At 63.0% G+C, this 25,588-nt stretch carries 22 protein-coding genes; 15 read left to right on the top strand and 7 right to left on the bottom strand.

The genetic code is table 11. The features are described 5' to 3' along the window. The first annotated feature begins 74 nt into the window (after positions 1-74). Genes YH3_RS12370 through YH3_RS12360 form a run of 3 tightly spaced genes read left to right on the top strand, consistent with a single transcriptional unit; the run spans position 75 to position 1,209 of the window. Positions 75-500 carry a DUF1707 domain-containing protein gene (locus YH3_RS12370; RefSeq protein ID WP_003940708.1) on the top strand — a complete coding sequence of 142 codons (426 nt, stop codon included), beginning with the start codon at positions 75-77 and terminating at the stop codon, positions 498-500. Then, positions 500-850 carry a hypothetical protein gene (locus YH3_RS12365; RefSeq protein ID WP_003940792.1) on the top strand — a complete coding sequence of 117 codons (351 nt, stop codon included), beginning with the start codon at positions 500-502 and terminating at the stop codon, positions 848-850. The genes YH3_RS12370 and YH3_RS12365 overlap by 1 nt, the downstream gene beginning before the upstream one ends. Continuing rightward, a complete protein-coding gene (locus tag YH3_RS12360) occupies positions 847-1,209 on the top strand; it encodes a VanZ family protein (protein WP_042922147.1) in 363 nt (120 codons plus the stop codon). Before YH3_RS12365 ends, YH3_RS12360 begins: the two co-directional genes overlap by 4 nt. On the opposite strand, the gene YH3_RS12355 is transcribed toward YH3_RS12360, so the two are convergent. Beyond that, positions 1,210-2,010, bottom strand: coding sequence for a tyrosine-protein phosphatase (locus YH3_RS12355; protein ID WP_042449593.1), 801 nt, complete (start codon positions 2,008-2,010; stop codon positions 1,210-1,212). 130 nt (positions 2,011-2,140) lie between these two features. Here YH3_RS12355 and uraD point away from each other — a divergent pair, with 130 nt between their 5' ends. Genes uraD through YH3_RS12325 form a run of 6 tightly spaced genes read left to right on the top strand, consistent with a single transcriptional unit; the run spans position 2,141 to position 8,826 of the window. Further along, positions 2,141-2,659 carry a 2-oxo-4-hydroxy-4-carboxy-5-ureidoimidazoline decarboxylase gene (gene uraD, locus YH3_RS12350; RefSeq protein WP_030535033.1) on the top strand — a complete coding sequence of 173 codons (519 nt, stop codon included), beginning with the start codon at positions 2,141-2,143 and terminating at the stop codon, positions 2,657-2,659. After that, the gene (uraH, locus tag YH3_RS12345; RefSeq protein ID WP_003940720.1) at positions 2,656-2,985 is read left to right on the top strand and encodes a hydroxyisourate hydrolase; all 330 of its coding nucleotides are present in this window, start codon (positions 2,656-2,658) and stop codon (positions 2,983-2,985) included. Before uraD ends, uraH begins: the two co-directional genes overlap by 4 nt. A gap of 49 nt (positions 2,986-3,034) precedes the next feature. Continuing rightward, the gene (gene pucL / locus YH3_RS12340; protein WP_030535035.1) at positions 3,035-3,937 is read left to right on the top strand and encodes a factor-independent urate hydroxylase; all 903 of its coding nucleotides are present in this window, start codon (positions 3,035-3,037) and stop codon (positions 3,935-3,937) included. A 53-nt stretch (positions 3,938-3,990) separates the two neighbouring features. Further along, entirely contained in the window at positions 3,991-5,304 is a 1,314-nt protein-coding gene (locus tag YH3_RS12335) for an 8-oxoguanine deaminase (RefSeq protein WP_238592590.1), read from the top strand. A gap of 7 nt (positions 5,305-5,311) precedes the next feature. Beyond that, entirely contained in the window at positions 5,312-6,121 is an 810-nt protein-coding gene (locus YH3_RS12330) for an FAD binding domain-containing protein (protein WP_030535037.1), read from the top strand. Next, positions 6,118-8,826 carry a molybdopterin cofactor-binding domain-containing protein gene (locus tag YH3_RS12325; protein WP_064074933.1) on the top strand — a complete coding sequence of 903 codons (2,709 nt, stop codon included), beginning with the start codon at positions 6,118-6,120 and terminating at the stop codon, positions 8,824-8,826. The genes YH3_RS12330 and YH3_RS12325 overlap by 4 nt, the downstream gene beginning before the upstream one ends. On the opposite strand, the gene lat is transcribed toward YH3_RS12325, so the two are convergent. After that, entirely contained in the window at positions 8,823-10,151 is a 1,329-nt protein-coding gene (gene lat / locus YH3_RS12320; RefSeq protein WP_064443417.1) for an L-lysine 6-transaminase, read from the bottom strand. The genes YH3_RS12325 and lat overlap by 4 nt on opposite strands. Positions 10,152-10,216: 65 nt before the next feature. Next, on the bottom strand, positions 10,217-10,681 hold the full coding sequence (locus tag YH3_RS12315) for an Lrp/AsnC family transcriptional regulator (RefSeq protein WP_064443416.1): 465 nt from the start codon (positions 10,679-10,681) through the stop codon (positions 10,217-10,219). Positions 10,682-10,711: 30 nt separating this feature from the next. Here YH3_RS12315 and YH3_RS12310 point away from each other — a divergent pair, with 30 nt between their 5' ends. Together YH3_RS12310 and YH3_RS12305 are read left to right on the top strand one after the other, a co-directional pair. Beyond that, a complete protein-coding gene (locus YH3_RS12310; protein WP_064443415.1) occupies positions 10,712-12,007 on the top strand; it encodes a VOC family protein in 1,296 nt (431 codons plus the stop codon). After that, positions 11,994-13,499, top strand: coding sequence for an aldehyde dehydrogenase family protein (locus tag YH3_RS12305; protein ID WP_003940993.1), 1,506 nt, complete (start codon positions 11,994-11,996; stop codon positions 13,497-13,499). The genes YH3_RS12310 and YH3_RS12305 overlap by 14 nt, the downstream gene beginning before the upstream one ends. On the opposite strand, the gene YH3_RS12300 is transcribed toward YH3_RS12305, so the two are convergent. From YH3_RS12300 to YH3_RS12290, 3 genes are read right to left on the bottom strand one after another with little or no spacing between them, the layout of a single operon-like run. Beyond that, complete coding sequence (locus tag YH3_RS12300) at positions 13,450-14,235, bottom strand: alpha/beta fold hydrolase (RefSeq protein WP_064443414.1); 786 nt, start codon at positions 14,233-14,235, stop codon at positions 13,450-13,452. The genes YH3_RS12305 and YH3_RS12300 overlap by 50 nt on opposite strands. Beyond that, positions 14,232-15,296 carry an isopenicillin N synthase family oxygenase gene (locus YH3_RS12295; RefSeq protein WP_042449601.1) on the bottom strand — a complete coding sequence of 355 codons (1,065 nt, stop codon included), beginning with the start codon at positions 15,294-15,296 and terminating at the stop codon, positions 14,232-14,234. The genes YH3_RS12300 and YH3_RS12295 overlap by 4 nt, the downstream gene beginning before the upstream one ends. Then, positions 15,277-16,668: a uracil-xanthine permease family protein gene (locus YH3_RS12290; protein WP_064443413.1), complete on the bottom strand. Its 1,392-nt coding sequence runs from the start codon at positions 16,666-16,668 to the stop codon at positions 15,277-15,279. The genes YH3_RS12295 and YH3_RS12290 overlap by 20 nt, the downstream gene beginning before the upstream one ends. A gap of 134 nt (positions 16,669-16,802) precedes the next feature. Here YH3_RS12290 and YH3_RS12285 point away from each other — a divergent pair, with 134 nt between their 5' ends. From YH3_RS12285 to YH3_RS12275, 3 genes are read left to right on the top strand one after another with little or no spacing between them, the layout of a single operon-like run. Next, positions 16,803-17,366 (top strand): helix-turn-helix domain-containing protein, encoded by a 564-nt coding sequence (locus YH3_RS12285; protein WP_007727247.1) that lies wholly within the window; start codon positions 16,803-16,805, stop codon positions 17,364-17,366. A gap of 55 nt (positions 17,367-17,421) precedes the next feature. Beyond that, entirely contained in the window at positions 17,422-18,426 is a 1,005-nt protein-coding gene (locus YH3_RS12280; protein WP_081377504.1) for an acyl-CoA dehydrogenase family protein, read from the top strand. 34 nt (positions 18,427-18,460) lie between these two features. Further along, positions 18,461-19,552 (top strand): N-formylglutamate amidohydrolase, encoded by a 1,092-nt coding sequence (locus YH3_RS12275; RefSeq protein WP_003940896.1) that lies wholly within the window; start codon positions 18,461-18,463, stop codon positions 19,550-19,552. A gap of 38 nt (positions 19,553-19,590) precedes the next feature. Here the strand turns inward: YH3_RS12275 and YH3_RS12270 are convergent, their stop codons facing one another. Continuing rightward, positions 19,591-20,922 carry an anaerobic C4-dicarboxylate transporter family protein gene (locus YH3_RS12270; protein ID WP_003940851.1) on the bottom strand — a complete coding sequence of 444 codons (1,332 nt, stop codon included), beginning with the start codon at positions 20,920-20,922 and terminating at the stop codon, positions 19,591-19,593. Positions 20,923-21,028: 106 nt separating this feature from the next. Between YH3_RS12270 and YH3_RS12265 the strand changes: the two genes are divergently transcribed. Beyond that, positions 21,029-25,576, top strand: coding sequence for an ATP-dependent helicase (locus YH3_RS12265; protein WP_042449813.1), 4,548 nt, complete (start codon positions 21,029-21,031; stop codon positions 25,574-25,576). Positions 25,577-25,588: the final 12 nt, after the last annotated feature.

Below are 25,588 nucleotides of genomic sequence, written 5' to 3'. Positions count from 1 at the left end.
CCTCCGGCCCCGTGCGCCTTTCCGGTAGTCCCCACTACCGGAAAGGCGCACAGTCGTTTGAGTAGGCTGTAACGATGGCTGACGTCCCCGACATTCGCATCGGCACTGCAGAACGCGAGCAGGCACTCGATCTCCTGAGCGAGCACTTCGCCGCAGGCCGCCTCACCGTCACCGAGTTCGACGAGAGAAGCGGAATCGTCAGTGCCGCAACAACTCGCAGTGAACTCGTTCCGGTGTTCGCCGATCTTCCGGGCAACTACCAAGCCCCCGGCACCGCTCCACTGTCGATGGTGACGCCTCCCGACGCGCCGGCGGAGCGAGGCTTCAACCCCGACTGGTCCGGTCGCGTCATGGCCGTCGTCCCGATTCTCGCGGTGATCCTGTTCTTCGTCACCGGCACCTGGTTGTGGTTCCTCGCGATTCCCCTGGCCGGTGCACTGCTGTTCGGTACCGACCGGGAACGCAAAGCCAAGCGCCGCCGCGAGCGGGACTCCGACTGATGGAGCCGATCGAGATCAACGCAGGCGGCTGGTATCTACGCGCACTACGCGCAGACGAGCGTGTGGACGACCGCCCCGCCCTTGCCGATGGTGGTATCACCGACCCCGATTACGTGAGTCAGCGAAGCGCTCAGTGGCACGAAAACAGCGTCTACTCCTGGGCAGTGTGCCAACCCAACACCGGTGAGCTTCTCGCCGAGGTCGTTCTGACGCCTCTCGACTCCACCGCCCTGCTCACCGGCTGGGCCCGCGACGGGCACACCGAGGCGCTCACGACGGCCGCCGACGCCGTCACCAGATTCGCCGAAGGTGCACTCGGACTCGTCGTCGTCGAGGGGCAGACGAATTGAAGAACAACCGATACTGGCCGTTGGCGATCGCCGTGGTCATTGCCCTGATCATGCTCTTCTCCCCGGGTTCCACCGTGCCCTCGAGCCCGGAGAACACCGACAAGATCACTCACACGCTGATGTTCGCGGTATTGGCGATCACCTCGTTGCACGCGCGGATCCCGGTGTGGCTCACGGCTGTGTGGTTGTTGATCTTTGCCGCGACGTCCGAGGTTCTTCAAGCAGCGCTGCCCATTTCGCGTTCCGGTTCGATCTGGGACGGCAGCGCCGACCTGCTCGGCATCGCCATCGGGATCGGTATCGTCAGCCTCGTGACGAGGCGACGAACTTCCCGCCGAGACGAGCCGAGCAGGTCCTGATCAGCTGAGCAGGTTGCTTCGCAATTGGTCCTGGGTCGACGCGTCGATCTTCAAGCCGTCGGTGAAGTAGGCCTCGATGGATCCGTGTACCTGCGCGAGCTCTGCCATCGACGCCTCCAGGTACTCGCGCCTGACACCGAGGACACCCTCGAGCAGGGTCGGGTCGATCCCCTTGGCCTCGAATCGCTCGAGGAGCGGCGCGAACATCGGCAACAAAATCTTGTTGGTTTCGAGGTAGTCCGCGAAGACCGCGTCCTCGGAAGCGCCCAGGAACAGAAGTAACGCGGCGGCGGCCCAACCCGTCCGATCCTTGCCCGTGGTGCAGTGAATGAGTGCCGGCGAGCTGGGCGGCTGGGCCAAGTCGACGAACAGTTGCCGGTACGACGCGACCGCACTCGGCAAGGTCACGAAATCGCGGTAACTTCCCTGAAAGTACTCGAGCGCCTGGCCGCTGCCCAATGCTTCGGCAGCAAACGCCGGGTCGGCGATCATCTGCTGCATCTGAGCCGGAATGGCGCGATACTGCTTGTCCGCCAATACGTCCAGGCCGATTTCTCGGATACCGTCCGGCGTCAGATCCGGTGCCGTCTCGCGTTCGGATTCGGTGCGCAGATCGTAGATCGTGACGATGCCCAGATCGGCGAGGGTCTGTGCGCCGTCCGCACTGAGCGATGCCAGATCGGTGGAACGAAACACGCTCCCGGTGCGGACGGTGCCACCGAAGCTCGATTCGGAGCCACCGATGTCTCGGAGGTTCGCCAGGGACGGTACGACGGAAGACAGCTTCGGAGTATCGGTCATACCTGAGAATGTATCGGTCGCCGAGAAACCGTGATCGGGGAAGAGCAGCCGGAGAAATAAGATCGAGACACATCATCTCCCGTAATTGCTGCGCTACAGATCCGTAACATGCTCAAGTAATCCTGTGGACATGCCTACAACGAATTCCAGTGGTCTCGGAGCCTTCGATGCGCTCGGTGACCACCAGGCAGTCGCGGCGCTGCTCGAGTGTTGCCATTCCGCCGTGTGGGCACAGGAAATCGCCTCGTCTCGCCCGTTCGCCGATCTGGAAGCTCTGTTCGACAAAGCAGATGCGGTGCTGGCCGAGCTTCCCGAGTCCGAGATCGACGACGCTCTCTCCGGCCACCCACGAATCGGTGAGCGAAGCGAGAGCGCGGCCTCTACCCGTGAACAGTCGGGAGTCTCGTCGGCGACAGAAGACGTACTCGCGGAACTTCGACGGAAGAACGCCGAGTACGAAGAGACATTCGGCCATGTTTACCTGGTCTGCGCGTCGGGGAAATCTGGAACGGAGCTCCTCGACATCCTTCGAGGTCGTCTCCGAAACGACCCGGCGACCGAGCGTTCCGTGCTTCGAACCGAATTGGCCGCCATCAATCGGATCAGACTCGCCCGTCTGATCGATGCACTCGCCGGAGGCACAGCATGAGCAAGACCCTCAGCACGCACGTTCTCGACGCGACGACGGGCAACCCCGCGGCGGGGATTCGCGTCGAACTTCGTGATCGAGACGGCGCCTCCGTCACCACTGCGGAGACCGACTCCGACGGCCGCATCCCCGAACTTGCTCCCAGCGGTCTGACCGCCGGTCACTACACCCTGACTTTCGACACCGGAACGTATTTCGAGACCAACGGACAAGAAAACTTCTACCCGGAAGTGACAGTGACCTTCCGGGTGGACGACACGGCACGGGGCTATCACGTCCCACTGTTGCTGTCGCCCTTTGCTTATTCCACCTATCGCGGGAGCTGAACACGTGACTACCGAAAACATCACGACCGGCAGTACGAACACCGAACGGTTGAGCGGATCGATCGAACTATCGGGTCACCAGTACGGCAAAGCGGAAAATCGAGTAGTCCGAATCTATCGAGACACCCCCCGTCACGAAATTCACGACATCAACGTCTCCACCTGCCTGCGTGGAGATTTCGCCGACGCGTACCTCACCGGTGATCAATCGAAGGTTCTGCCGACCGACACGCAGAAACAAACGGCCTACTCCTACGCCAAGGAAAAGGGTCTGATCTCGATCGAGACGTACGGACTCGAACTCGCCCGTCATTTCGTCGACGACATCGAACCGGTCAGTGGCGCGCGGATCGAGATCGAGGAATACGCCTGGGAGCGTGCGATTGTCGACGGCAGCGAGCACGACTACACCTGGATTCGGAAGGGTCAGGAAGTTCGGACGGCGTCGATCACCATCGCCGATACCGGGACATGGGTGATCGGCGGCCTGAAGGACCTCGTGATCCTCAAATCGACCGGTAGTGAGTTCTCGGGTTTTCTCGAAGATCCGTACACCGTTCTCGAGCCGACCGACGACCGCGTCATGGCGACGACGTTGGTCGCCCAGTGGCGATTCGTCACCACCGACGTCGACTGGGAATCGGTCTACGCGGGCATCAAGGCACAGATCGTCAAGCAGTTCGCACAGGTACATTCACTTGCCCTGCAGCAGACGCTCTTCCACATCGGCAAGGCAATCCTCGAGGAATTCCCGATCATCGCGGAGGTTCGACTGTCCGCACCCAACAAGCATCATTTCGAATATGCACTCGGCCGCTTCGGAGTGGAGAACGACAACGAGGTGTTCCACGCTGCGGATCGTCCGTACGGCCTGATCCAAGCTGCGGTCAGCCGATCCGACGCACCAGACGCGGGACCGTCGTGGACCACCTACGCCGGTTGGTTGTCGTGACCGAATCAGCTCTCGGGGCAACACTCGTCGTGGCGGGCGCTCATGTGGTCACGATGGACGGCGACCGCTCCGAGTACTCCGACGGCTATGTGGTGATCTCGGGCAACAAGATCGTGGACGTCGGCGCCGGAACGCCACCCGAATACCCGGGTGCGCAAGTGATCGACGGGAGTGGTTGCCTGATCACGCCGGGTCTGGTCAACACACATCATCATCTCTACCAATGGATCACCCGAGGCCTGGCCGCGGACTCGACGCTTTTCGAGTGGCTGACCACCCTGTACCCCGTCTGGGCGGGTATCGACGCCGACGCCGTCCACGTGGCGGCCACCGGCGGCCTCACGTGGTTGGCGAAAACCGGATGTACGACCACCACCGACCACCACTACGTCGTTCCCCGCGACGCCGGCGACGTTTTCGAGGCCGAGATCACCGCGGCTGCGCAGGTCGGCCTTCGATTCCACCCGTGTCGTGGGTCGATGGATCTCGGCCAGAGTTCCGGCGGCCTGCCACCGGATCACGTCGTGGAAAAACTCGATGACATCCTGACCGGCACGCAGTCGGTGATCGACCGTTGGCACGACCCGAATCCCGGATCGATGCTGCAGATCGCGGTAGCTCCCTGCTCACCCTTCTCGGTGACGGAGGCATTGCTCCGCGAGTCCGCGACGCTGGCCCGCGAAAACGGCGTGCGTATGCACACGCATCTGGCCGAGACACTGGACGAGGAGAGATTCTGCCACGAGCATTTCGGTTGCACGCCGGTCGAATACATGGAACGAGTCGGCTGGGTGGGCCCGGACGTCTGGTACGCCCACGCAGTCCATCTCGACGACGCCGGTATCGAGACGATGGCGCGAACCGGAACTGCGGCGGCGCACTGCCCGACCTCCAATGCACGCCTGGGAGCCGGTATCGCCCGTGCCGCCGATCTGGTGAACGGCGGGGTCACCGTGGGGCTCGGCGTGGACGGCGCGGCGAGCAATGAAGCTTGCAGCCTGATCGAGGAGTCTCGTCATGCACTTCTGTTTGCTCGCGCGAAGGGCGGACCGCAGACGATGACGGTGCGAAAAGCCTTGGAATTGGGAACGATCGGCGGCGCACGAGTTCTGGGCCGCGAGGGCGAAATCGGATCGATCGAGGTCGGAAAACTTGCCGACCTGGCGGTGTGGAAACTCGACACCGTCGCGCATGCCGGCATCACCGATCCGGTGGCGGCGCTCGTACTCGGCTCGACTCCCCCGCTGAAGTTACTGCTCGTCAACGGACGAATCGTAGTTGCCGACGGACGAGTCACCACCATCGACGAGGACGTCGTGGCCTCGGATGTCGCACGCGCACACCGCGATCTACTCGGAAAGGCTTGAGGTCGCGATGGACCTGCACAGCGTCGACGAAGTTCTGGTGCCGCGGACCCGCGCCGAACTCCCCTGTGCCTCACCCGGCATCGGGTTCATCGGTGGCGGCACCTGGCTGTACTCGGAACCGCAGCCGCACCTGACCACCCTTGTCGACCTTGCGGGCTTCGACTGGGAAGCTGTGGCGGTCGGCGATCTCGGTCTCGAGATCGCGGCCACCTGCACCATCGAGGAACTGTGCCGCGCCGAACTTCCCGCATCCTGGCGCGCCGCAGCGCTGTTCCAACACTGCGCTGACGCACTACTCGCATCGTGGAAGGTGTTGCGATACGCGACAGTCGGCGGCAACATCGCGCTCTCCTTCCCGGCCGGAGCGATGACGACTCTGTGTACCGCTCTCGATGCCGAACTGACGATCTGGCGTCCGGACGGTACCGAATACTCCTTCCCCGTAGTCGATTTCGTTATCGACGATTCTCGAAACGTACTCAGGTCCGGCGAAATCATCCGCAGTATCCGGATTCCCGTGCATGCATTGACTGCACGTACCGCGATGCGAAAGCTGGCTCAGACGTCACTCGGGCGATCGGCCGTAGCCGTGGCCGGACGCTGCGGCGCCGACGGTTTCACGCTGGCGATCACCGCCGCGACCCGCCGTCCGTACGCTCTGAAATTCGACGAACTCCCCGACGCCACAGCACTTGCGGATGCGTTGCGCAGCAGGATTCCGGAAGACGCCTACTTCACCGATGTCCATGGAACTGCGCCGTGGCGGAAGGCGATGACCGAGCTTCTTGCCGAAGAAATCCGAGGTGAACTGGAATGAAGTACTCGGTGGACGGAGTTCCGCGCGACGACCAGGCCCGCCCAGGACAGTGCCTGCGAACCTTCCTCCGCGAGCACGGAGCGAACTCCGTCAAGAAGGGGTGCGATGCCGGAGACTGCGGCGCCTGCTCGGTGCTGGTCGACGGACACCCCACCCATTCGTGCATATTTCCCGCCCATCGCATCGACGGCCGCGACGTCGTCACCGCCTCCGGTCTCGGAACCCCGGAGAAACTTCACCCCATTCAACAGGCATTCGTGGACGCGGGCGGATTCCAATGTGGTTTCTGTACAGCCGGAATGGTAGTCACCGCATCAGCGTTGTCGGTCGAGCAAAAATCCGATCTCGCGTGCTCGATGAAAGGTAACCTGTGCCGCTGCACCGGTTATCGGTCCATTCGTGACGCTCTCGCCGGTACATCCAATACAGAGACCGCCAAAATAGGCGGGGCACAAGGGCGTTCGATCGCAGCACCGGCGTCCGCGCGCATCGTCACGGGAACCGAGCAGTACACCATGGACTTCTCCCCGGGTGAGAAGCCGGTCGACCTGCTTCACGTCGCAGTACTCGGCAGTCCGCACGCACACGCACACATAAGCCGGATAGACACGGCAGCAGCCGAAGCGGCGCCGGGCGTCACCGCGGTCCTCACTTTTCATGACAGTCCGGACGTGCTGTTCTCGACCGCCCGGCACGAGGACCGCAACGACGATCCGGACGACACGCGCGTGTTCGACAGCACCCTCCGTTTCCGCGGCCAGCGCGTAGCCGCGGTCATCGCCGAAACCCCGACGCAGGCGGAACGTGCACTCTCGCTGATCGAAGTCGACTATGAGGTACGCGACGCGGTATTCGAACCAGATCTGGCGCGTTCCCCCGGCGCTCCACTCCTGCACGGCGACAAGGACGAGAGCTCGCGGATCGCCGAGGCCCCCCGCAACGTGGTTGCCGCGCTTCACGATGGCGTCGGCGATCTGGACCGTGCGCTCGCAGATGCGACTGCAGTCGTCGAAGGTACGTGGAAAACTGCGCGAGTCCAGCACGTGGCCTTGGAAACTCACGGCGCAGTGGGGTGGCTCGACGAGGAGGGCCGTCTCGTCATCAGAAGCAGCACACAGGTGCCGTTTCTGGTTCGGGACGAATTGGCCCACATCTTCGATCTCGATCGCAGCCGAATCCGGGTGTTCGCAAAACGGGTAGGCGGGGGTTTCGGCGGGAAGCAGGAATTACTCACCGAGGATCTGGTCGCACTGGCCGTCTTGAAGACCGGCAAGCCCGTAGCCTACGAGTTCAGCCGAAGCGATCAGTTCACCATCGCACCGTCACGGCATCCGATGCGAGTATCGGTGCGTGCGGGAGCCGACGCCGACGGAACTCTCACTGCGCTCGCTATCGACGTGCTTTCCGACGCGGGGGCGTACGGGAACCATTCGATCGGAGTCATGTTCCATGGGTGCGCCGAATCCATGGCGGTCTATCGCGCTGCGACCAAACGCGTCGACGCCGAAGCGGTCTACACGAACAACGTTCCCTCCGGGGCCTTTCGTGGTTACGGGCTCGGCCAGATCATCTTCGCCGTCGAGTCGGCCATGGATCAGCTCGCGGATCGTCTCGGCATGGACCCCTTCGAGTTTCGGCGGCGCAACGTCGTCGTTCCCGGAGACGATTTTGTCGACTGGCACGTCGAGGACGGTGATCTCGAATTCGGCAGCTACGGGCTGGACCAGTGCATCGACCTCGTCGACAGTGCACTGTCAAGCGGACGCGGAGAGGCTGCACCGACTGGGTCGCGTTGGCGGATCGGTCGGGGCATGGCAATTGCCATGATCGCGACGATCCCGCCGCGTGGTCACTTCTCCGACACCACCGTCGCGCTCGAGGCCGACGGTCGGTACGTCGTGAACATCGGCACCGCTGAGTTCGGCAACGGAACCACTACGATTCACCAACAGATCGCGGCCACCGAATTGCGGACGACAGTCGATCGCATCACGATTGTTCAATCCGACACCGATGCCGGCGGATACGACACCGGAGCGTTCGGGTCGACGGGAACGGTGGTCGCCGGAAAGGCGCTCCTGATCGCCTGCGAGCGCCTTCGCGAGCGGATACTGACCCGTGCGGTGCGATCGAGCGGTCGCGGCGCGCAGATCGACGACCTTTCGCCGGACGGTGTCGAAACATCCCACGGTTGCCTCGATTTCGCGACGCTACTCGAAGGTGGCCCGCTCGCCGCTGACGGTCGCCACGACGGTACACCGCGCTCGGTCTCGTTCAACGTTCACGGTTTTCGCGTTGCCGTCGACACGAACACCGGCCGGGTGAAGATCCTGCAGTCGGTTCAGGCCGCCGATGCCGGCACCGTCATGAACCCGGCACAACTGCGAGGGCAGGTGGAAGGCGGTGTGGGACAAGCGCTCGGCGCTGCGCTGTCGGAGGAGATCGTCATCGAAGAAGGTCGGGTGATCAATCCGCAGTTGCGCAATTATCACGTTCCCCAGATCGGGGATCTGCCGATCACCGAAGTACTGTTTGCCGACACGTACGACAAGCTCGGGCCTTTCGGCGCGAAATCGATGAGTGAGGCCCCCTTCAATCCGGTAGCACCGGCGTTGGCAAACGCGATTGCCAACGCGTGTGGAGTGCGTATGTACTCCACACCGATGACACCGGATCGAGTGTGGGAACAGCTACAGAGGCCCTAGGTCTCGCGTGCGAGCACGCGCTCGACCGCGTCGACCGCGTCGTCCAGCTCACTGGTGGTCACCGTCAGCGCGGGCCGGAATCTGATTCCCCTCTTCCCGGTGGGCAGTATCATCACGTGCTCGTCTTCACGCAGTCGCTGTACGACGCGATCGCGAAGGTCACTGTCTTCCAGAGTGATCGCGCACATGAGGCCACGACCGCGCGGCTCGGTTGCCGCCGCGTACCGCCCGCAGACTTCGGTCAACCGGGCAAGGAGATGCGCACCCGTGAATCGCACGCGGTCGATCAGTCGGTCCTGCTCGACGACTTCGAGTATCCGCCGGGCACGAACCATGTCGGTGAGGTTGCCACCCCACGTCGAATTGATCCGAGAACTGACGTGAAACACGTTGTCATGCACTTCATCCACGCGCCCGCCGGCCATGATTCCGCACACCTGCGTTTTCTTGCCGAACGCCACCACATCCGGACTCAGACCCAATTGTTGGTAGGCCCAGGCAGTTCCGGTGATTCCGCAACCGGTCTGTACTTCGTCGAGAATGAAGAGGGCGTCGTTTTCGTGGCACAACTCCTGCATCGCCTGCAGAAATTCCGGCCTGAGGTGATGGTCGCCGCCCTCGCCCTGGATCGGCTCGGCGATGAAACAGGCAATGTCGTCGGGGTTGTCGGCGAAATCTCGGCGCGCTTGATCGAGAGCTTGCCTCTCCGCAGCTTCGACATCGCGGCCGTCTGCCAGGTACGGCGAGTCGATACGTGGCCAGTCGAACTTGGGGAATCGCGCGACCTTGCCCGGTTCGGTGTTGGTGAGCGACATCGTGTAACCACTGCGGCCGTGAAAAGCCTCGGTCAGGTGCAGGACCTTTGTCCCCAGATCTGCTGACAACCCGCGGCTTTCGTTCCACCGACTCTTCCAGTCGAAGGCAACCTTGAGTGCATTTTCCACCGCCAGGGCTCCGCCGTCGACGAAGAACAAGTGTGGGAGTGCCGAATCCCCCAGTACCCGAGCGAAAGCCGCAACGAAGCGCGCCATGGGTTCGGTGTAGATGTCGGAGTTACTCGGCTTGTTGGAGGCCACGACAGCCAACTCCTGTTGAAACTCCTCGTCGCCTGCGATCGCAGGGTGATTCATACCCAGGGCCGAAGAGCCGAAGAAACCGAACATGTCCAGATACTCGGTTCCGTCTCGCAGGTCACGGAGATAGGAACCCCGCGACCCTTCGACGTCGAGAATCAGATCGAATCCGTCGACGAGGATGCTGGCCTTCAACACGTCGTAGACCGGAAAGAGCGCACTGTCACCGAAGTCTCGCATCGCAGTACTCATACGCGAAGGCTATGTCAATTTTCCGGGAGTGTCGATAGAGGACCGTAAAAGTTATTGAATAAGCGTCATTCGTCGTAAAAAGTTTGTAGGATGATGGTGCTTCGTGTGTAGACGTTGGCTGCCGTACGGATCTCCTGCAGCAATCGCTCCAACGCCCGAGGTGACGCCACCCGGACCAGGAGGACGTAGCTTTCGCTCCCGGCTACCGAGTGACACGAGACGACCGCCGGCAGATGACGCAAGCGGGCAGGCGCATCGTCGGGCTGCGAGGGATCGAGAGGAGTGATGGCGACAAATGCGGACAGATTGTGACCGAGTGCCTCCGGATCGATCTTCGCGGAGTACCCACGGATCACCTTGCGAGATTCCAAACGACGCACTCGCGATTGGACTGCGGAGATCGAGAGTCCAGCCTTCTCAGCAAGACTCGCGAGAGTGGCACGGCCGTCCAAGACCAATTCACGCATCAAAAGTCGATCGGTTTCGTCGACCGGAACACCGGCAACGTCACTGGTTTCTGTTTCTCGCACCTGCGCAGGCTAACGCAATCGGACATTCGTATGGTTGAAACCTGGGAGCTACGTGCACGGTTCGCAGCGGCCCTCGCCAAGATGTATGGCGACGAGGTCCCCGCTTACAACACCTTGGTAGATGTAACGATGCAGGTGAACCGTGATTTTGCCGCCGAACATCCGGATTCTGCGGAGCGCCTGGGCAGCCTGGCGAGAGTCAGCGCCGAGCGTCACGGCGCCATCAGACTGGGGACTCTCGACGAACTACGTGACGTAGCCACCGTCTTCGGCGGATTCGGTATGTTTCCGGTCGGCTATTACGACCTCCGGCTCACAGACTCCCCCATTCCCGTTGTCTCGACGGCATTTCGCCCCACCGATCCCGCCGAACTCGCCCGGAACCCGTTCCGCGTTTTCACCTCGGTGCTGACCAGTTCCGATTCCAGGTTCTTCGACACCGACCTCGAGCGTCGGATCACCGGGTTTCTGCGTCGCCGGACCCTGTTCTCTCCCGAACTTCTGCAGTGGGCACGTCAATCGAGTCGCGAGGGCGGCCTGACGGAGCCCGAGGCGACACAGTTCGTCGATGCAGCGACCTCGGCGTTTCGGCTCGGCACCGATCCCATCGACGCGGGCTGGTACCGCGAACTCGCCGCAATCTCGCCTGTCGCTGCAGACATTGCGGGGCAGGGCTCGACCCACGTCAATCACCTCACCCCGCGAGTGCTCGACATCGACGAGTTGTACCGCCGCATGACCGAGCGCGGTATCACCATGATCGACCGCATCCAAGGCCCGCCGAGATGGAGCGGACCACCACTACTTCTGCGGCAGACGTCGTTTCGTGCATTGGCCGAAGACAGACTCTTACGTCAGCACGACGGATCGGTCACCACTGAGCCCGTCCGCGTCAGATTCGGCGAGGTGGAGGCACGCGGAATCGCGTTGACCCGCAGCGGGCGAGCGATCTACGACCGACTGATCGCCACGCCCGAGGACGCCGACTGGGACAGCGAATTTCCGCACTCCGAAAGCGAACTCGATGCCGCGGGGTTGGCGTACTTCACGTACCGAAACGAAGGAACTGTTGTCGTCCTCGACCCGATCGTCTACGAGGACTTCCTACCTGCCTCCGCGGCCGGGATCTTCGCATCCAATCTCGATTCCGTGACCGGATTCGTTTCCGATGCGCCCGGCGCCGAATACGGGCAGGATCGATTGGAGGGCGCCATCGACCGCACCATCGAAGATCCGTTCGAGCTGTACCGCGCACAACAAGAGGCGTCACGTGCCGTGCTGCCTCCCGCCCACAACAACAGAGGACTCCCCAGTGAACCTGCCTGATTCTTCGAGCCTCGCCGATCGCGCCGAAAGCGCCCTTGCCGCGTGCGGTGTCGAGTGGCCCGCCGGCGACCTGAGCGCACGAACCCCCATCACCGGTACGCAACTGCGTACCGTTCGGCAGCACTCCGGCCGAGAGGTCGACGACGCCGTCGAGGCGGCTCATCGTGCGTTCCTCACCTGGCGAACCGTTCCCGCTCCGGCGCGCGGCGCGGTCGTACGCCGGCTGGGCAGCTTACTGACCGAGCACAAGGATGACCTCGCGGAAATCGTGACGTTGGAGGCCGGGAAGGTCACCTCGGAGGCTCTCGGCGAGGTACAGGAGATGATCGACATCTGCGAGTTCGCCGTCGGTCTCTCCCGGCAGCTCTACGGACGCACCATGCCGTCCGAGCGTCCCGGACACCGGTTGACGGAAACGTGGCACCCTCTCGGCGTTGTCGGAGTCATCTCCGCGTTCAACTTTCCCGTCGCGGTGTGGTCGTGGAATACCGCCATTGCTCTCGTGTGCGGCGACGCCGTCGTCTGGAAGCCTTCGGAGACCACGCCGCTGACTGCACTGGCATGTGACGCCCTCCTCCGACGCGCACTCGCCGACTGTCAAGCACCGATCGACGTTCACCAGTTGGTCGTCGGCGGACGTGACGTCGGTGAGGCTCTCGTGGACAACCCACTCGTGGCCTTGGTCAGCGCCACCGGTTCCGTGAGGATGGGCCGCGCCGTGGCTCCGCGGGTCGCCGAGCGCTTCGGACGAAGTCTCCTGGAGCTGGGTGGAAACAACGCCGCAGTCGTCACGCCGTCGGCGGATCTCGAGCTTGCCGTGCGCGGAATTGTCTTCTCCGCCGCTGGAACTGCCGGGCAGCGCTGCACCTCACTGCGCCGGCTCATCGTTCACGAGTCGATCGCCGACAACGTCGTCGACCGCGTTGCGTCCGCGTACGCGCAACTCCAGGTCGGTAGTCCCTTCGATTCCGGTGTTCTGGTCGGGCCGCTGATCAACGAAGCCGCGTTCGAGACGATGCAGAAATCGCTCTCGGCCGCACGCGCGGACGGCGGAACTGTGGTGTGTGGCGGGGACCGCGTCGGCGATTCCGGGTTCTACGTGACGCCCGCTCTCGTTCGTATGCCAGCACAGACCGAGGTGGTACGAGCGGAGACTTTTGCACCCATCCTCTATGTCTTGACCTACACCGATTTCGACGACGCCATTGCGCTGCACAACGGCGTGCCTCAAGGACTTTCGTCCTCGATCTTCACACTCGACCAGCGAGAAGCAGAGCGCTTCCTCGCCGCCGACGGCTCCGATTGCGGCATCGCGAACGTGAACATCGGAACGTCCGGTGCGGAGATCGGCGGCGCATTCGGCGGGGAGAAGGAGACTGGCGGCGGACGCGAGTCGGGTTCGGATTCGTGGAAGGCATACATGCGCCGAGCCACCAATACCGTCAATTACTCGGACCAGCTTCCGCTGGCTCAAGGGGTCGAGTTCGGCTGAACACCTGCCGGGCGAAATCGGTGATCGCGTCGATCAACTCCGGGAGCGCCGACAACTGCGGTGCATGGTCGGTGCCCAGGCTGACCACCTGGGCACCGGGGACAAGTCTCTGCATGGCGCGTTGAGCCTCGATCGGCACGGTTCGATCCAGTGTGCATTCGACATACAACCTCGGCACGGTTCCGAATCGCTCTTCCGTCCAGACAGGTGCCATCAGGCGGGCTGACTCCAGTTGTGGAACGAGCATGCGCGCGGCGAAGATCGCATCAGCCTCCGGCGCTTCGTGGAAGAACACAGCGGCACCGGCTTCGGGCGGTACCACCGTCGCATCCCCGTCGGCGGTGGGGACCAACCAACGTGAGATCCCGACCGGACTTTCCAGACCGAGTTCGACGCAGAGCATCCCGAAGTCCGTCTGCGATGGAAGCATCATCCCTGCGACGTACACAAGACCCGTTACCCGCGAAGGCAGCAACTCAGCCACCTGTGAGGCCACGATGCCACCGCCGGAGTGACCGACGAGGGCGCACTGTCCGTCCAAGGACTCGACAACTGCCACAACATGTTCGGCAACGACATCGAGATCGATCACGTCGTCTGGGTTCCAACTTCCCGAGCCGGGAAGCTCCACCACAACGGGATTGAAGCCGGCCGATTTCAGTGGGCCACACACACGATCCCAGACCCACCCGCCGGCCCACGCTCCGTGGATCAGGACGATGTTCCGTGCACTCACTGCTTGACCTCGAGCTCTGCAGCCGAAAGTACCCGAGCCGCCTCACGACCTGCGGCGGCGTTGGACTTCCCCTGCCTCGACCCGGCCAATTTGGCCTTGATGTGATCGCGAACGGTAATGGGTTCGTACTCCAAGCCGGAGTCGTCCTGAAAACTCGGCAAGGTCGCAATCACCGCGTCGACGTTTCCGTCATGGAAGAAGGCCGCCGATCGCCGGCGCTTGATGGTGCCGTTCACCACCGGAGGCGCAACTCGGTGCAGCGTGGACATCCACCTGTCGTTGGTCAGTCGCGCGGTGAGATCCCCGAGGTTGACCAGTAGCGCGCCGTCGTGCGGCCAGACATCGTGCCAGCGTCGGTCGCTCCCGAGTACTTGCAAACCTTCGACCTGATCCGCCCACAGCACGGTGACCAGCCCGAAATCGGTATGTTCGCCCATCCCCTTCAACTCACCGTCCAACGTCACCGTCCCTTCGGGTAACGCGTAGTTGTTCATCCGCAGTACGTCGATGGAGTGGTCGGTGATCGACTCGAAGAATCCTGGGGTCAGCCCGAGCGCGTCTTCGAAAATGGTGGTCAGTGTGCGTGCCACCCGCTCGCCATGGGCGTAGTAATTCTCCACCCGCTCCGTGAAACCAGACACTGCGGGCCACAGGTTGATTCCGTAATCGTCCTCCGACAGTTCGAGTTCGGTGAATGATCGGGCTTCGGTTCCGACGTTGAAGGCCTCGAAAAAGTCGTTCATTCTGGTCGCGGATTCGACGCCGAGGCTCAGGCTCAGCGACTCGCTCTTGGGCGGGCTGTACCCACGATTCGCGCCCTCGATTCGGTAGCCCGACTTCGTCTCCATCGGCAGCCCGAAGAAGTCGTCCATCGCTTCGGCGAGGCCGGAAGAAACAGCGGCCGGAACACCGTGGCCTCGAATCTGCATGAAACCTACAGTCCGACAGGCATGGTCGACTTCGGCAGCCACTCGCGCCTTGTCCTGGTCGGCACCACCGAGCACGTAAGGCGAGATGTCGACGACGGGCACTTCGAAGGGATCAGACTGGGACTGTGACACTGGCGTCTCCTGCAGAGCTGGTGGCGGGTTCAGATTTTGCAGTGGCATGGAGGCTCTCTCGCGATCGCCTCGCGAGTTCACCGAGTCGGGTGTGATTGAACAGCAGATTGAGCGAAAAGGCCGAGGCCGCAGCCAAGGTGATGCCGCTACCGAGGAGGATCTGAGCCGAGGAGGGGAATCGCTCGAACATCCCCTCCGCAAATTCCGGAAGAATACCGATCCCCACCGATACAGCGGCGATCGTGGTGTTGATCGGGTCGCTGAGATCGACCTTGCGCAGCGTGTTGATTCCGACCACGGCGACAGTGGAGAACAAGATGATTCCGACGCCGCCGACCACCGGATCAGGCAGGGCTGCAACCACTTCACCCATTCGCGGGATGAGGCCGAGGACGATCAGAATGGCACCGCTGGTAGCGGTCACGTACCGGCTGTACACCCGGGTCGTGGCAACAGCGCCGACATTCTGCGAGAAAACGGTGTCGACAAAGGCATTGAAGATTCCGCCCAGAACTCCCGACATCCCGTCGGCCACCAGCCCTCGTGCGAGATCTGCTTTCTTCAAAGGCTTTCCGGTGATCTCGCTGACCGCCAGCATGCTCGCCGTCGATTCTGCGAAGACGACTGCCATGACGATACTCATCGCCACCACGGCGGTGACGGGAAACTCCGGAGCGCCGAAGTGGAACGGCATCGGGAAGCCCACCCAGGCCGAGCCGCCGACGCCACTCAGATCGATCAGGCCCATCGGGATGGCGATCACGGTGCCGATCACAAGCGCCATCAGTACACCGAGTTGCGTCCACATCCCGCGACCGAGGCAGATGAACGCCACCGCGATCACAACGACTGCGGCAGCCAGCGCCAGATTCTTCGGGTCGGCGAACGACGGGGAGGTGGGGTCGTTTCCGACGATCAGTCCTCCTGCGACACCGATCAACGAGATGCCGATGACTGTGAGGACGACGCCGGTAACCAGGGGTGGGAAGTATCGGACGATCTTGGCGAACGGCACGGCCAAGGCAATGCCGACTACGCCACCGACCAGCATGGACCCGTACACCGCCTGCAGGCCGTACTCCTTGGCGATCAGAATCATCGGCGTCAGCCCGGCGAAGGTCGCCCCGCAGACGATCGGCAGCCGGACACCGGCGACCTTCCCGACGCCCAGGCTCTGAATGATCGTGATGATGCCTGCAACGAGCAAGTCCGCGCTGATCAGCATCGCGACTGTGCTGCGGTCCAGCCCTACGGCGGCACCGAAAACCAGCGGAACCGTGATGCAGCCGGTGTACATGATGAGGACGTGCTGAAGAGCAAAAGCAGACTGGCGGGCAAATGGGAGCCGCTGGTCGACAGGATGGATGGCCATGCGCCGATCTCCGTCCGAAGCTGGAAGTGTTTCGTGTACGGGACTATTCAGCACGTCGATAATTTCTTACCGTGGTCGAATTTGTTTCGTCTGTGTAATCAAAACTTTCACCAGAGCACTGCTATCTTCGGCACATGGACGACGACCAGAAGGCGATAGCGACCGCAATCGGGGCTGCCGTGCGGACGGCGCGAAAAGAAGCCGGACTGACGTTGCGCGAGGTTGCCGTGAAGTCGGGCTTGTCCCAGCCCTTCCTGAGCCAGACCGAAAACGGCCACGCAGTACCCAGTGTCATGAACCTTCATCGCCTCGCGCAATCGCTCGGCACCACGGCGCACGCACTCTTGGCACAAGGTGAGCGAACTCCGTCCAGCCTCGTCCGCGCCGGCGAGGGGCGAACCTTCGAACTGGCACACGATTCGGTGATTCGATTCTGCTCCACCGGCTCACGGACCATGGAACCCAACGAGATCACGGCAGCACCTCATTCCGAGGCAGGTGAGCACACCGAGCACGCCGGCGAAGAGTTCATTCATGTTCTCGAAGGATCTGTCGAGGTCGAGGTGGGACTGGACGAGCATCACGTTCTTCATGTAGGCGACACCCTCCTCTACACCTCGACCATCCCGCACCGGTGGTTCAATCGCACCGATGCGGTCGCGAGGTTCCTCATCGTGAGTTCGCCGCCCTCGTTCTAGATGCGCGGCTGTAGTTCCACACCACAACCCCCCGCTCACGGCTTACCCTGACAGCGTGACCATGTGGCCGGAACTTGCGCGCGAAATCGCCGATACCGTTCTGTTTCCCGTCGCCGACAGCGTCGACGCCGACGGAGAAATCCCCAGCAGCCATTTCGACGCGCTCGCCGCCGACGGCTTCTACGGCATCGCTGCCCTCGGTGAGGGTGGCCCCAGCAGCGAAGAACTGGTCGAGGTCCTCGAAACCTTGTGCGGCGGTTGCCTCGCGACGACGTTCACCTGGATGCAGCATCACGGCGTCGTCGGAGCCCTGGCGGCGAGTCCCAATGCACCTCTGCGCGAACAATACTGGGACGGTCTGGTTTCCGGCACGATTCGCGGTGGGGTTGCCTATGCCGGCGCCATCCCCCGCCCACCGCTCCTGTGGGCGAAGCGGGTGAACGACGGCTACGTCCTCGACGGGATCGCCCCCTTCGTCACCGGTTGGGGCATCGTCGATGTTCTCTTGGTGTCGGCGCGCGACGAGTTCGACAATTCCATCGTTCATTCCGTCGTACCGGTGGGCGAGGCCCCGGGTCTGACGATCGAGGAACTTCCACTGATCGCGGCGCGCGGAAGCAACACCGTCCGAATCGTGTTCGACGCTTTCGAAATTCCCGATACCGACGTCTGTGCTGTCGTCAGCGACGAACAATTCCAGAGCACCCAGCTCCCCGGCTTGTGGCTCAACGGCGCGATGGCCATGGGCATCACCCGCCGCGCTGTCACCGAACTTGCGGATCTGGGAGTCGACACCGACGCGTTCGAGGAACAAGCCACCCGGGCGCGCGCCGATCTCGATGCAGCACTGCGCGACGGCGGCGACATGTCGGCCGCCCGCGCCCGAGCGTCGGAACTTGCGATACGCGCGTCGGCCGCACTCGTGACTGCGACCGGAAGCCGCGCTCTGGTCGGCAGCAACACCCCCGAGCGGCTCATGCGTGAAGCCACCTTCACTCTTGTCGCGGCTGGTCGCCCGGAGATCAAAACAGCTCTCGTGGAACGACTCAGCGGATACTGAGTACGCAAGGTTGTACTCGATTACGCTGGGGCTCATGACCAGTGGAGAACCAGTACTCATCCCGGCCGGAACCGTGTTCACGCCGGAGGACCTGACGTTCTATGCCGATCGCGACTCCCGCAGTCTCGACGACGCCATCGCCGAAGCCGACCTTCTTGTCAGTTGCCCACACTCGGGTTCCGCGATTCCAGCAGAACTCTCACGTTTTCTCGCACCCGAGTTCACACAGCGGCTGCAATTCGACTTCACCGACATGTCCACCAGTCCCATCGTGCGCCGTTGGGCCGAAATCGATTCGCGCATCGTATACGTGGAGAATCCGCACCCTCGCATGATTCGCGATCCCAACCGTGCGAAGCCCGAAAACCTGGAAGCGTCACTGCGCGAAGCATTCGCCCGCGTCCACAAGGCCGGTGCAGGCAACAAAGCAGACCTCACCGGCGTCGACGCAGTTCGCCCTGTCACCTTCTCGTTCTACCCCCTGCTGCTCGAGCCGACCGACGACGCGGGCTGGAAGAACCTCGCCGAGACCTTCACCGAGACAGCCGAACACGGTTTGGGTGTCTACGAAAGAACTCGCGACACACTGATCGAAGCCATGGTGGAGAAGAGCTTCGAACTCGGTCGATCGTTCACGACGTTGTCGTTCCACGACACGATGAACCACACCACCCGGCGGGACGGCGCCGTCAATGTCGAACGGCCGGAAGCAGATCGACTCCCCGACGTCGTCGCACTCTCCAATCGTGGCGATCACGACGGTAATCGACGCGGCGACAATCCCGTGACGATGGATCCGGAGCTCATTCGCACTCTTGCGGTCTCACATCGCAAGGGATTTCAGGTCGACGATCCGGATGCGGTCGCTCTCAATCAGCCGTACCTCGGCAGTTTCGAAATCATCCGAGCCGGAGCGAGATTCGCCGAATTGAGCGCCCGCGCCGCCGAAGCCGGGATCACGTTGAGCGCGGTTCAGGCCGAATTCAAACGAGAATTCCTACTGGGAGACGAACTGGCCGCCTACATCATGGAACCCGGCGTCGACTGGCCTACACCCGACGCCGAACGGGTGGACCAGCTCGCTCACGCGTGCAAGGCGAGCTGGGACCACTACCGCAACAGCTGACTCAGCGCTGTCACTCAGGGCTGACTCAGCCGCAATACTCAACCGAGCACCACTCCGAACAACGCGCCGGCCGCAATCGTCGTGACGGCCAAGATGATGGTCGGCAGGAAGAACGAGTGGTCGACGAGCTTGGAACCGAGCTTCGTGCTGCCCGAGAGGTCGAAGTTCGCAGCCGCGATCTGCGAACCGTTTGTCGGCAACAGATAGACGCCGGCAAACGCTCCGGCCCACATTCCGCTCACCAGACCGGGTGCAATCCCGGCAGCGAGACCGATCGGCACGATGGTCCTCGTAGCGGTCGACTGACTGGTCGTCAGTACACAGACCAGGAAGACACCGAGCGCGAAGATCCACGGCGCGGCGTTGACCCAGTCGCCGACGGTGCTCGTGATCAGCTCGGAATGGGCGCTGATGAACGTGTCCGTCAGCCATGCCAGACCGAACAGCGCGATGGCCGAGACCATACCGGCACGGAACACCGTCGACGACGGCACGTCGGCGACATTCGGGCGGCACACCAGCAGGATCAACGTACCCACGACGAACATCAGCATTTCGATGATCGGTGTCATCCCCATCGGAGTACCGTCGGCAGCTTCGGGACGAATCCCCTTGAACAGGCCGAAGATCACGATAGCCAGGACGCCGGCGAGGAAGATCAGTGCCGCGTTTCGTCCGGTCTTCGTCGAGACGAGTTCGGTCTTGGAGGCTGCACCAGGTCCGGCCAATTCGCCCGACTTCATCTTCGCCTGTATCTCCGGGTCGTCGTCGAGATCTTTGCCGAGTCGGTTGACCGCGATGGAGGAAAGGACGATGCCGACAACAGCAGCCGGGAAGGTGATCTTGATGATGTCGATGAGTTCGAAATCGTAAGGCGGCACGTCGGTCAGCGTGACCATTGCCGCCATTGCCGCGGACACCGGACTACACGCCAGCGCCACACCGGTCGAGACAACTGACAGCGACAGCGGTCGTGACGGCCGCACACCGTTCTTGTACGAGACGTCGTAGATGACGGGGAGCAGTGGGTAGAGGATGTTGGACGTGCCGGCACCGACCGAGAACAGGAATGACACCAACGGCGCGATCAGCGTGATCTGTTTCGGGCGAGATTCGATCAACTTGGCCGCGATGGTGACCATCCAGTCGATACCACCGGCCGCCTGCATCATCGACGACGCGAGGACGACGGACAGGACGATGAGGAGAGCGTCGACCGGCGGACTGCCGACGTCCTCTCCGAAGACGAACACGAGGACGGCAACACCTGCGCCGCCCCACAGACCGAGAGCGACACCGCTCGATCTGGTACCCATGACAATCGCCCCGAGCACTACCGCCAGCTCGAGGACAATCTTGACTGCTTCCATCAGGCACTCGCCTTCTCGATAACAAGAGAATCGCTATAACAGGGCAAATAGTATGCTCTGCGCTTCGGCTGCAGGCACGAACACGCTGTCGGTGGGAAGGGGCAATATGGTGGTCGTGACCAACGTCCTCGGTAGGTTCTCGCCCGCCACACGCGAGTGGTTCGGCGGCGCTTTCAGCGCTCCGACTGCTGCGCAGCTCGGCGCCTGGGAATCCATCGCGAGTGGCTCTCACACACTTGTCGTCGCGCCCACCGGCTCCGGCAAGACATTGTCGGCGTTCCTGTGGGCCCTCGATCAACTCGCCGCCAAGGACGAAGGCGAACGCGCCACCAAAGTCCTCTACATTTCGCCGCTCAAAGCGCTGGGTGTGGACGTCGAGCGGAACCTTCGCGCGCCGCTGGTCGGCATCACGCAGACGGCGAAGCGTCTAGGCCTCACTCCGCCCGAGATCACCGTCGGTGTCCGTTCCGGTGATACGTCCCAGGCCGATCGGCGCTCGTTGATCAAACGACCCCCGGACATCCTGATCACCACGCCTGAGTCGTTGTTCCTGATGCTCACCTCCGCTGCCCGGGAAACACTGGTCGGTGTCGACACCGTGATCGTCGACGAGGTTCACGCGGTGGCGGGCACCAAGCGCGGCTCTCACCTCGCGCTCTCACTGGAACGCCTGGACGGCTTGCTCGAGCGTCCGGCGCAACGCATCGGATTGTCGGCCACTGTCCGTCCGCACGAGGAGATCGGGCGGTTCCTCGCCGGTTCGGCACCGATCCGAATCGTGGCTCCGCCTGCCGCCAAGACCTTCGACCTCACGGTCCGTGTTCCCGTCGAGGACATGACCGAACTGGGGATCGCGACGCCGGACGACGGTTCCGAATCTCCCACCCCGCAAGCCGGTTCGATCTGGCCCCACGTCGAGGAACAGATCGTCGACCTCGTTCTCGACCACCGATCGTCCATCGTGTTCGCCAACTCTCGCCGCCTCGCCGAACGATTGACAGCCAGGCTCAACGAGATTCATGCAGAACGCATCGGTCTGGCCGTCGAGAAAACATCTCGCCCGCCCGCGCAGATCGGGGCTCCCACCGAGGTCAACTACGGCGCAGAACCCCTCCTTGCTCGCGCCCACCACGGATCGGTCAGCAAAGACCAGCGAGCCCTCATCGAAGACGACCTCAAATCGGGTCGATTGCGATGCGTCGTCGCCACCAGCAGTCTCGAACTCGGAATCGACATGGGCGCCGTCGACTTGGTCATCCAGGTGGAGGCACCGCCTTCGGTTGCCAGCGGCCTGCAACGTGTCGGCCGCGCCGGCCACCAGGTCGGTGAGATATCGCGAGGCGTCGTCTTCCCCAAGCATCGCACCGACCTGATTCATTGCGCGGTGACGGTCGAGCGCATGGTCGAAGGCAAGATCGAAGCGATGGCCGTTCCGGCCAATCCCCTCGACATCCTCGCTCAGCAAACTGTTGCGGCCACCGCTCTCGAACCGATCGACGTCGACGACTGGTTCGAGACCGTGCGCCGAAGCGGTTCCTTTGCAACGCTTCCCCGTTCGGCGTACGAATCGACTCTGGACTTGCTGGCGGGGCGGTACCCCTCGGACGAGTTCGCCGAATTACGTCCTCGCCTTGTCTGGGATCGTGAGTCCAACACGCTCACGGGCCGCCCGGGTTCGCAGCGTTTGGCCGTCACTTCCGGCGGCGCAATCCCCGACCGCGGCCTCTTCACCGTCTACATGGTTGGCGAGAAAGCGTCCCGCGTCGGCGAACTCGACGAGGAAATGGTCTACGAATCCCGGGTCGGCGACGTCTTCGCGCTCGGCGCCACCAGTTGGCGGATCGAGGAGATCACCTTCGATCGGGTTCTGGTCAGCCCCGCCTACGGCATGCCGGGTCGTTTGCCCTTCTGGCACGGCGACGGACTCGGTCGCCCCGCCGAACTCGGACAGGCGTTGGGGCAGTTCGTCCGCGAAACGGCTCTCGGCAACGAAGCCGACGTCGTCGAGCGTTGCCGCGTGGGCGGGCTCGATCACAACGCGACTACCAACCTGATCCAACTCGTCGGTGAGCAGAAGAATGCCACCGGGCAGGTGCCGTCGGATCGAACCCTGGTGGTCGAACGCTTCCGCGACGAACTCGGTGATTGGCGTCTGGTGCTGCATTCCCCGTACGGCCAACGGGTTCACGCACCGTGGGCCCTCGCCATCGGGGCGCGCCTGCAGGAACGATACGGCGTCGATTCCAGCCCGACGGCCTCCGACGACGGCATCATCATCCGACTCCCCGACACCGAGAACGAACCTCCCGGCGCCGAACTGTTCACCTTCGACGTCGAGGACATCGAAGATCTGGTCACCCAGGAGGTGGGCGGCTCCGCGCTCTTCGCTTCCCGATTCCGCGAATGTGCCGCCCGCGCACTGCTTCTCCCCCGCCGCAATCCCGGAAAACGTGCACCGCTGTGGCAGCAGCGTCAGCGGTCGGCGCAACTGCTGGACGTCGCCCGCAAGTTCCCGACCTTCCCGATCCTGCTCGAGACCGTACGCGAGTGCTTGCAGGACGTTTACGACCTGCCTGCACTGAAGGAATTGTTCGGCAAGATCGAGAAAAGGCAGATTCGAATCGTCGAGGTGGAGACGGCCTCTCCGTCTCCGTTCGCCAGTGCGCTCCTGTTCAACTACGTGGGTGCGTTCATGTACGAGGGCGACAGCCCCCTCGCCGAGCGACGCGCCGCCGCTTTGTCCTTGGACTCCACGCTGTTGGCCGAACTCCTCGGCCGCGTCGAGCTGCGCGAGCTCCTCGACGCCGGAGTGATCGAGCAGGCCGAACGTGAACTGCAACGGCTCGTCCCTGACCGAAAGGCCAAGGACCTCGAGGGTGTTGCCGATCTCCTCCGCATGCTCGGCCCGCTGACCACCGAAGAAGTCACCGAACGCTGTCTCGAGGACCCGGTCTCATGGCTCGAGAAGTTGGTTACGGACAAACGCGCCCTCCACGTCTCGTATGCGGGCGAGAGCTGGTGGACCGTCGTCGAAGATGCAGCGCGGCTTCGCGATGGACTCGGCGTTCCCCTACCCATCGGCGTTCCGGCCGCGTTCATCGAGCCGGTCGATCAACCACTCGACGACCTCCTGAGCCGGTACGCCCGCACCCACGGTCCCTTCACTCTCGCCGACGCGGCTGCACGCTTCGGTCTCGGAGTATCAGTCGCGCGTGACGTTCTCGGTCGGCTCGCGCTCGAAAAGCGGGTCCTGGAAGGTGAATTCCGCCCGTCTGCAACCGGGAGCGAATGGTGCGACGCCGAGGTCCTGCGTCGCTTGCGGCGACGCTCGCTCGCCGCGGCACGGCAGGAGGTCGAGCCGGTCAGCACCGCGACGCTCGGGCGATTCCTTCCCAGTTGGCAGCACGTAGGCGGCACGCTGCGAGGAATCGACGGTGTTGCAACGGTGGTCGATCAACTTGCCGGCGTTCCGATTCCGGCGTCCGCTCTCGAATCGTTGATCCTGCCGAGCCGAGTTGCCGACTACTCTCCCGCGATGTTGGACGAACTCACGTCGACGGGTGAAGTCCTGTGGTCCGGATCGGGAGCTATCTCGGGCAAAGACGGGTGGGTAGTGCTGCACCCCGCCGACCTGGCACCGATCACGCTCAATTCGCCCGCCGACACCGACGTCTCGGAATTGCAGAAGCGCATCCTCGACCTGCTGTCCGGCGGCGGTGCCTACTTCTTCCGCCAGTTGGTCGACGCGTTGCGAACTACGGAGTCGGCTGCGGACACGGTCGACAGTGCGGTGACGACGGCACTGTGGGAGTTGGTGTGGCTCGGACACATCGGTAACGACACCGTTGCACCGCTGCGCGCACTTCTCTCCGACACCACCAGAACAACAACCAGTCACCGATCACCTCGCCGTGTTCCGCGGGCCCGTCCGTACCGCGGAATGGCCCGCGCTTCCACGCCCGCGCGCACGGGACCGGCAACTGCCTCCGGTCGGTGGTTCCAGCTGCCAGGTATCGAACCTGACCCCACTATCCGGGCGCACGCCACGGCTGATCTGCTGCTCGAACGATACGGCGTCGTCACCCGCGGTTCGGTGATGAGCGAGAACGTGCCGGGCGGTTTCGCGTTGATCTACAAGGTACTGAGCACGTTCGAGGACAACGGGCGCGCTCGACGCGGATACTTCGTGGACACCCTGGGCGGCGCTCAATTCTCCACGCCTCCCGTGGTGGACCGCTTGCGGACGTTCGGTGATTCCATCGAGGGGCGCCACACCTCCTCGGCTGCAGTCACTCTCGCGGCGTGCGACCCGGCAAACCCGTACGGCGCGGCGCTGCCGTGGCCGGCGTCGGGGGGCGAAGAGTCACCAGGACACCGACCCGGACGAAAAGCCGGCGCACTGGTAGTTCTGGTGGAGGGTGAGTTGGTTCTGTTCGTCGAGCGCGGCGGTCGCACGATCCTGACATTCACCGACGACGGCGGAACGTTGCGCCTGGCAGCACTGTCACTTGCTCAGAAGGTGACTTCTCGCGCCATCGACAAGTTGGTAGTGGAGAAGGTCGACGGAGAGACCATCCACGGCAACGATTTTGCTCCGGTCCTGGTCGAAGCCGGCTTCGCGGCCACCCCTCGCGGATTCCGGTTGCGGTCATGAGGATTGGGGTCA

The organism is Rhodococcus sp. YH3-3, assembly GCF_001653035.1.
Classification (GTDB): Bacteria; Actinomycetota; Actinomycetes; order Mycobacteriales; family Mycobacteriaceae; genus Rhodococcus_F; species Rhodococcus_F qingshengii.
Note: the sequence above shows the minus strand (reverse complement) of the source record. Positions and strands in the feature narration are given on the sequence as shown.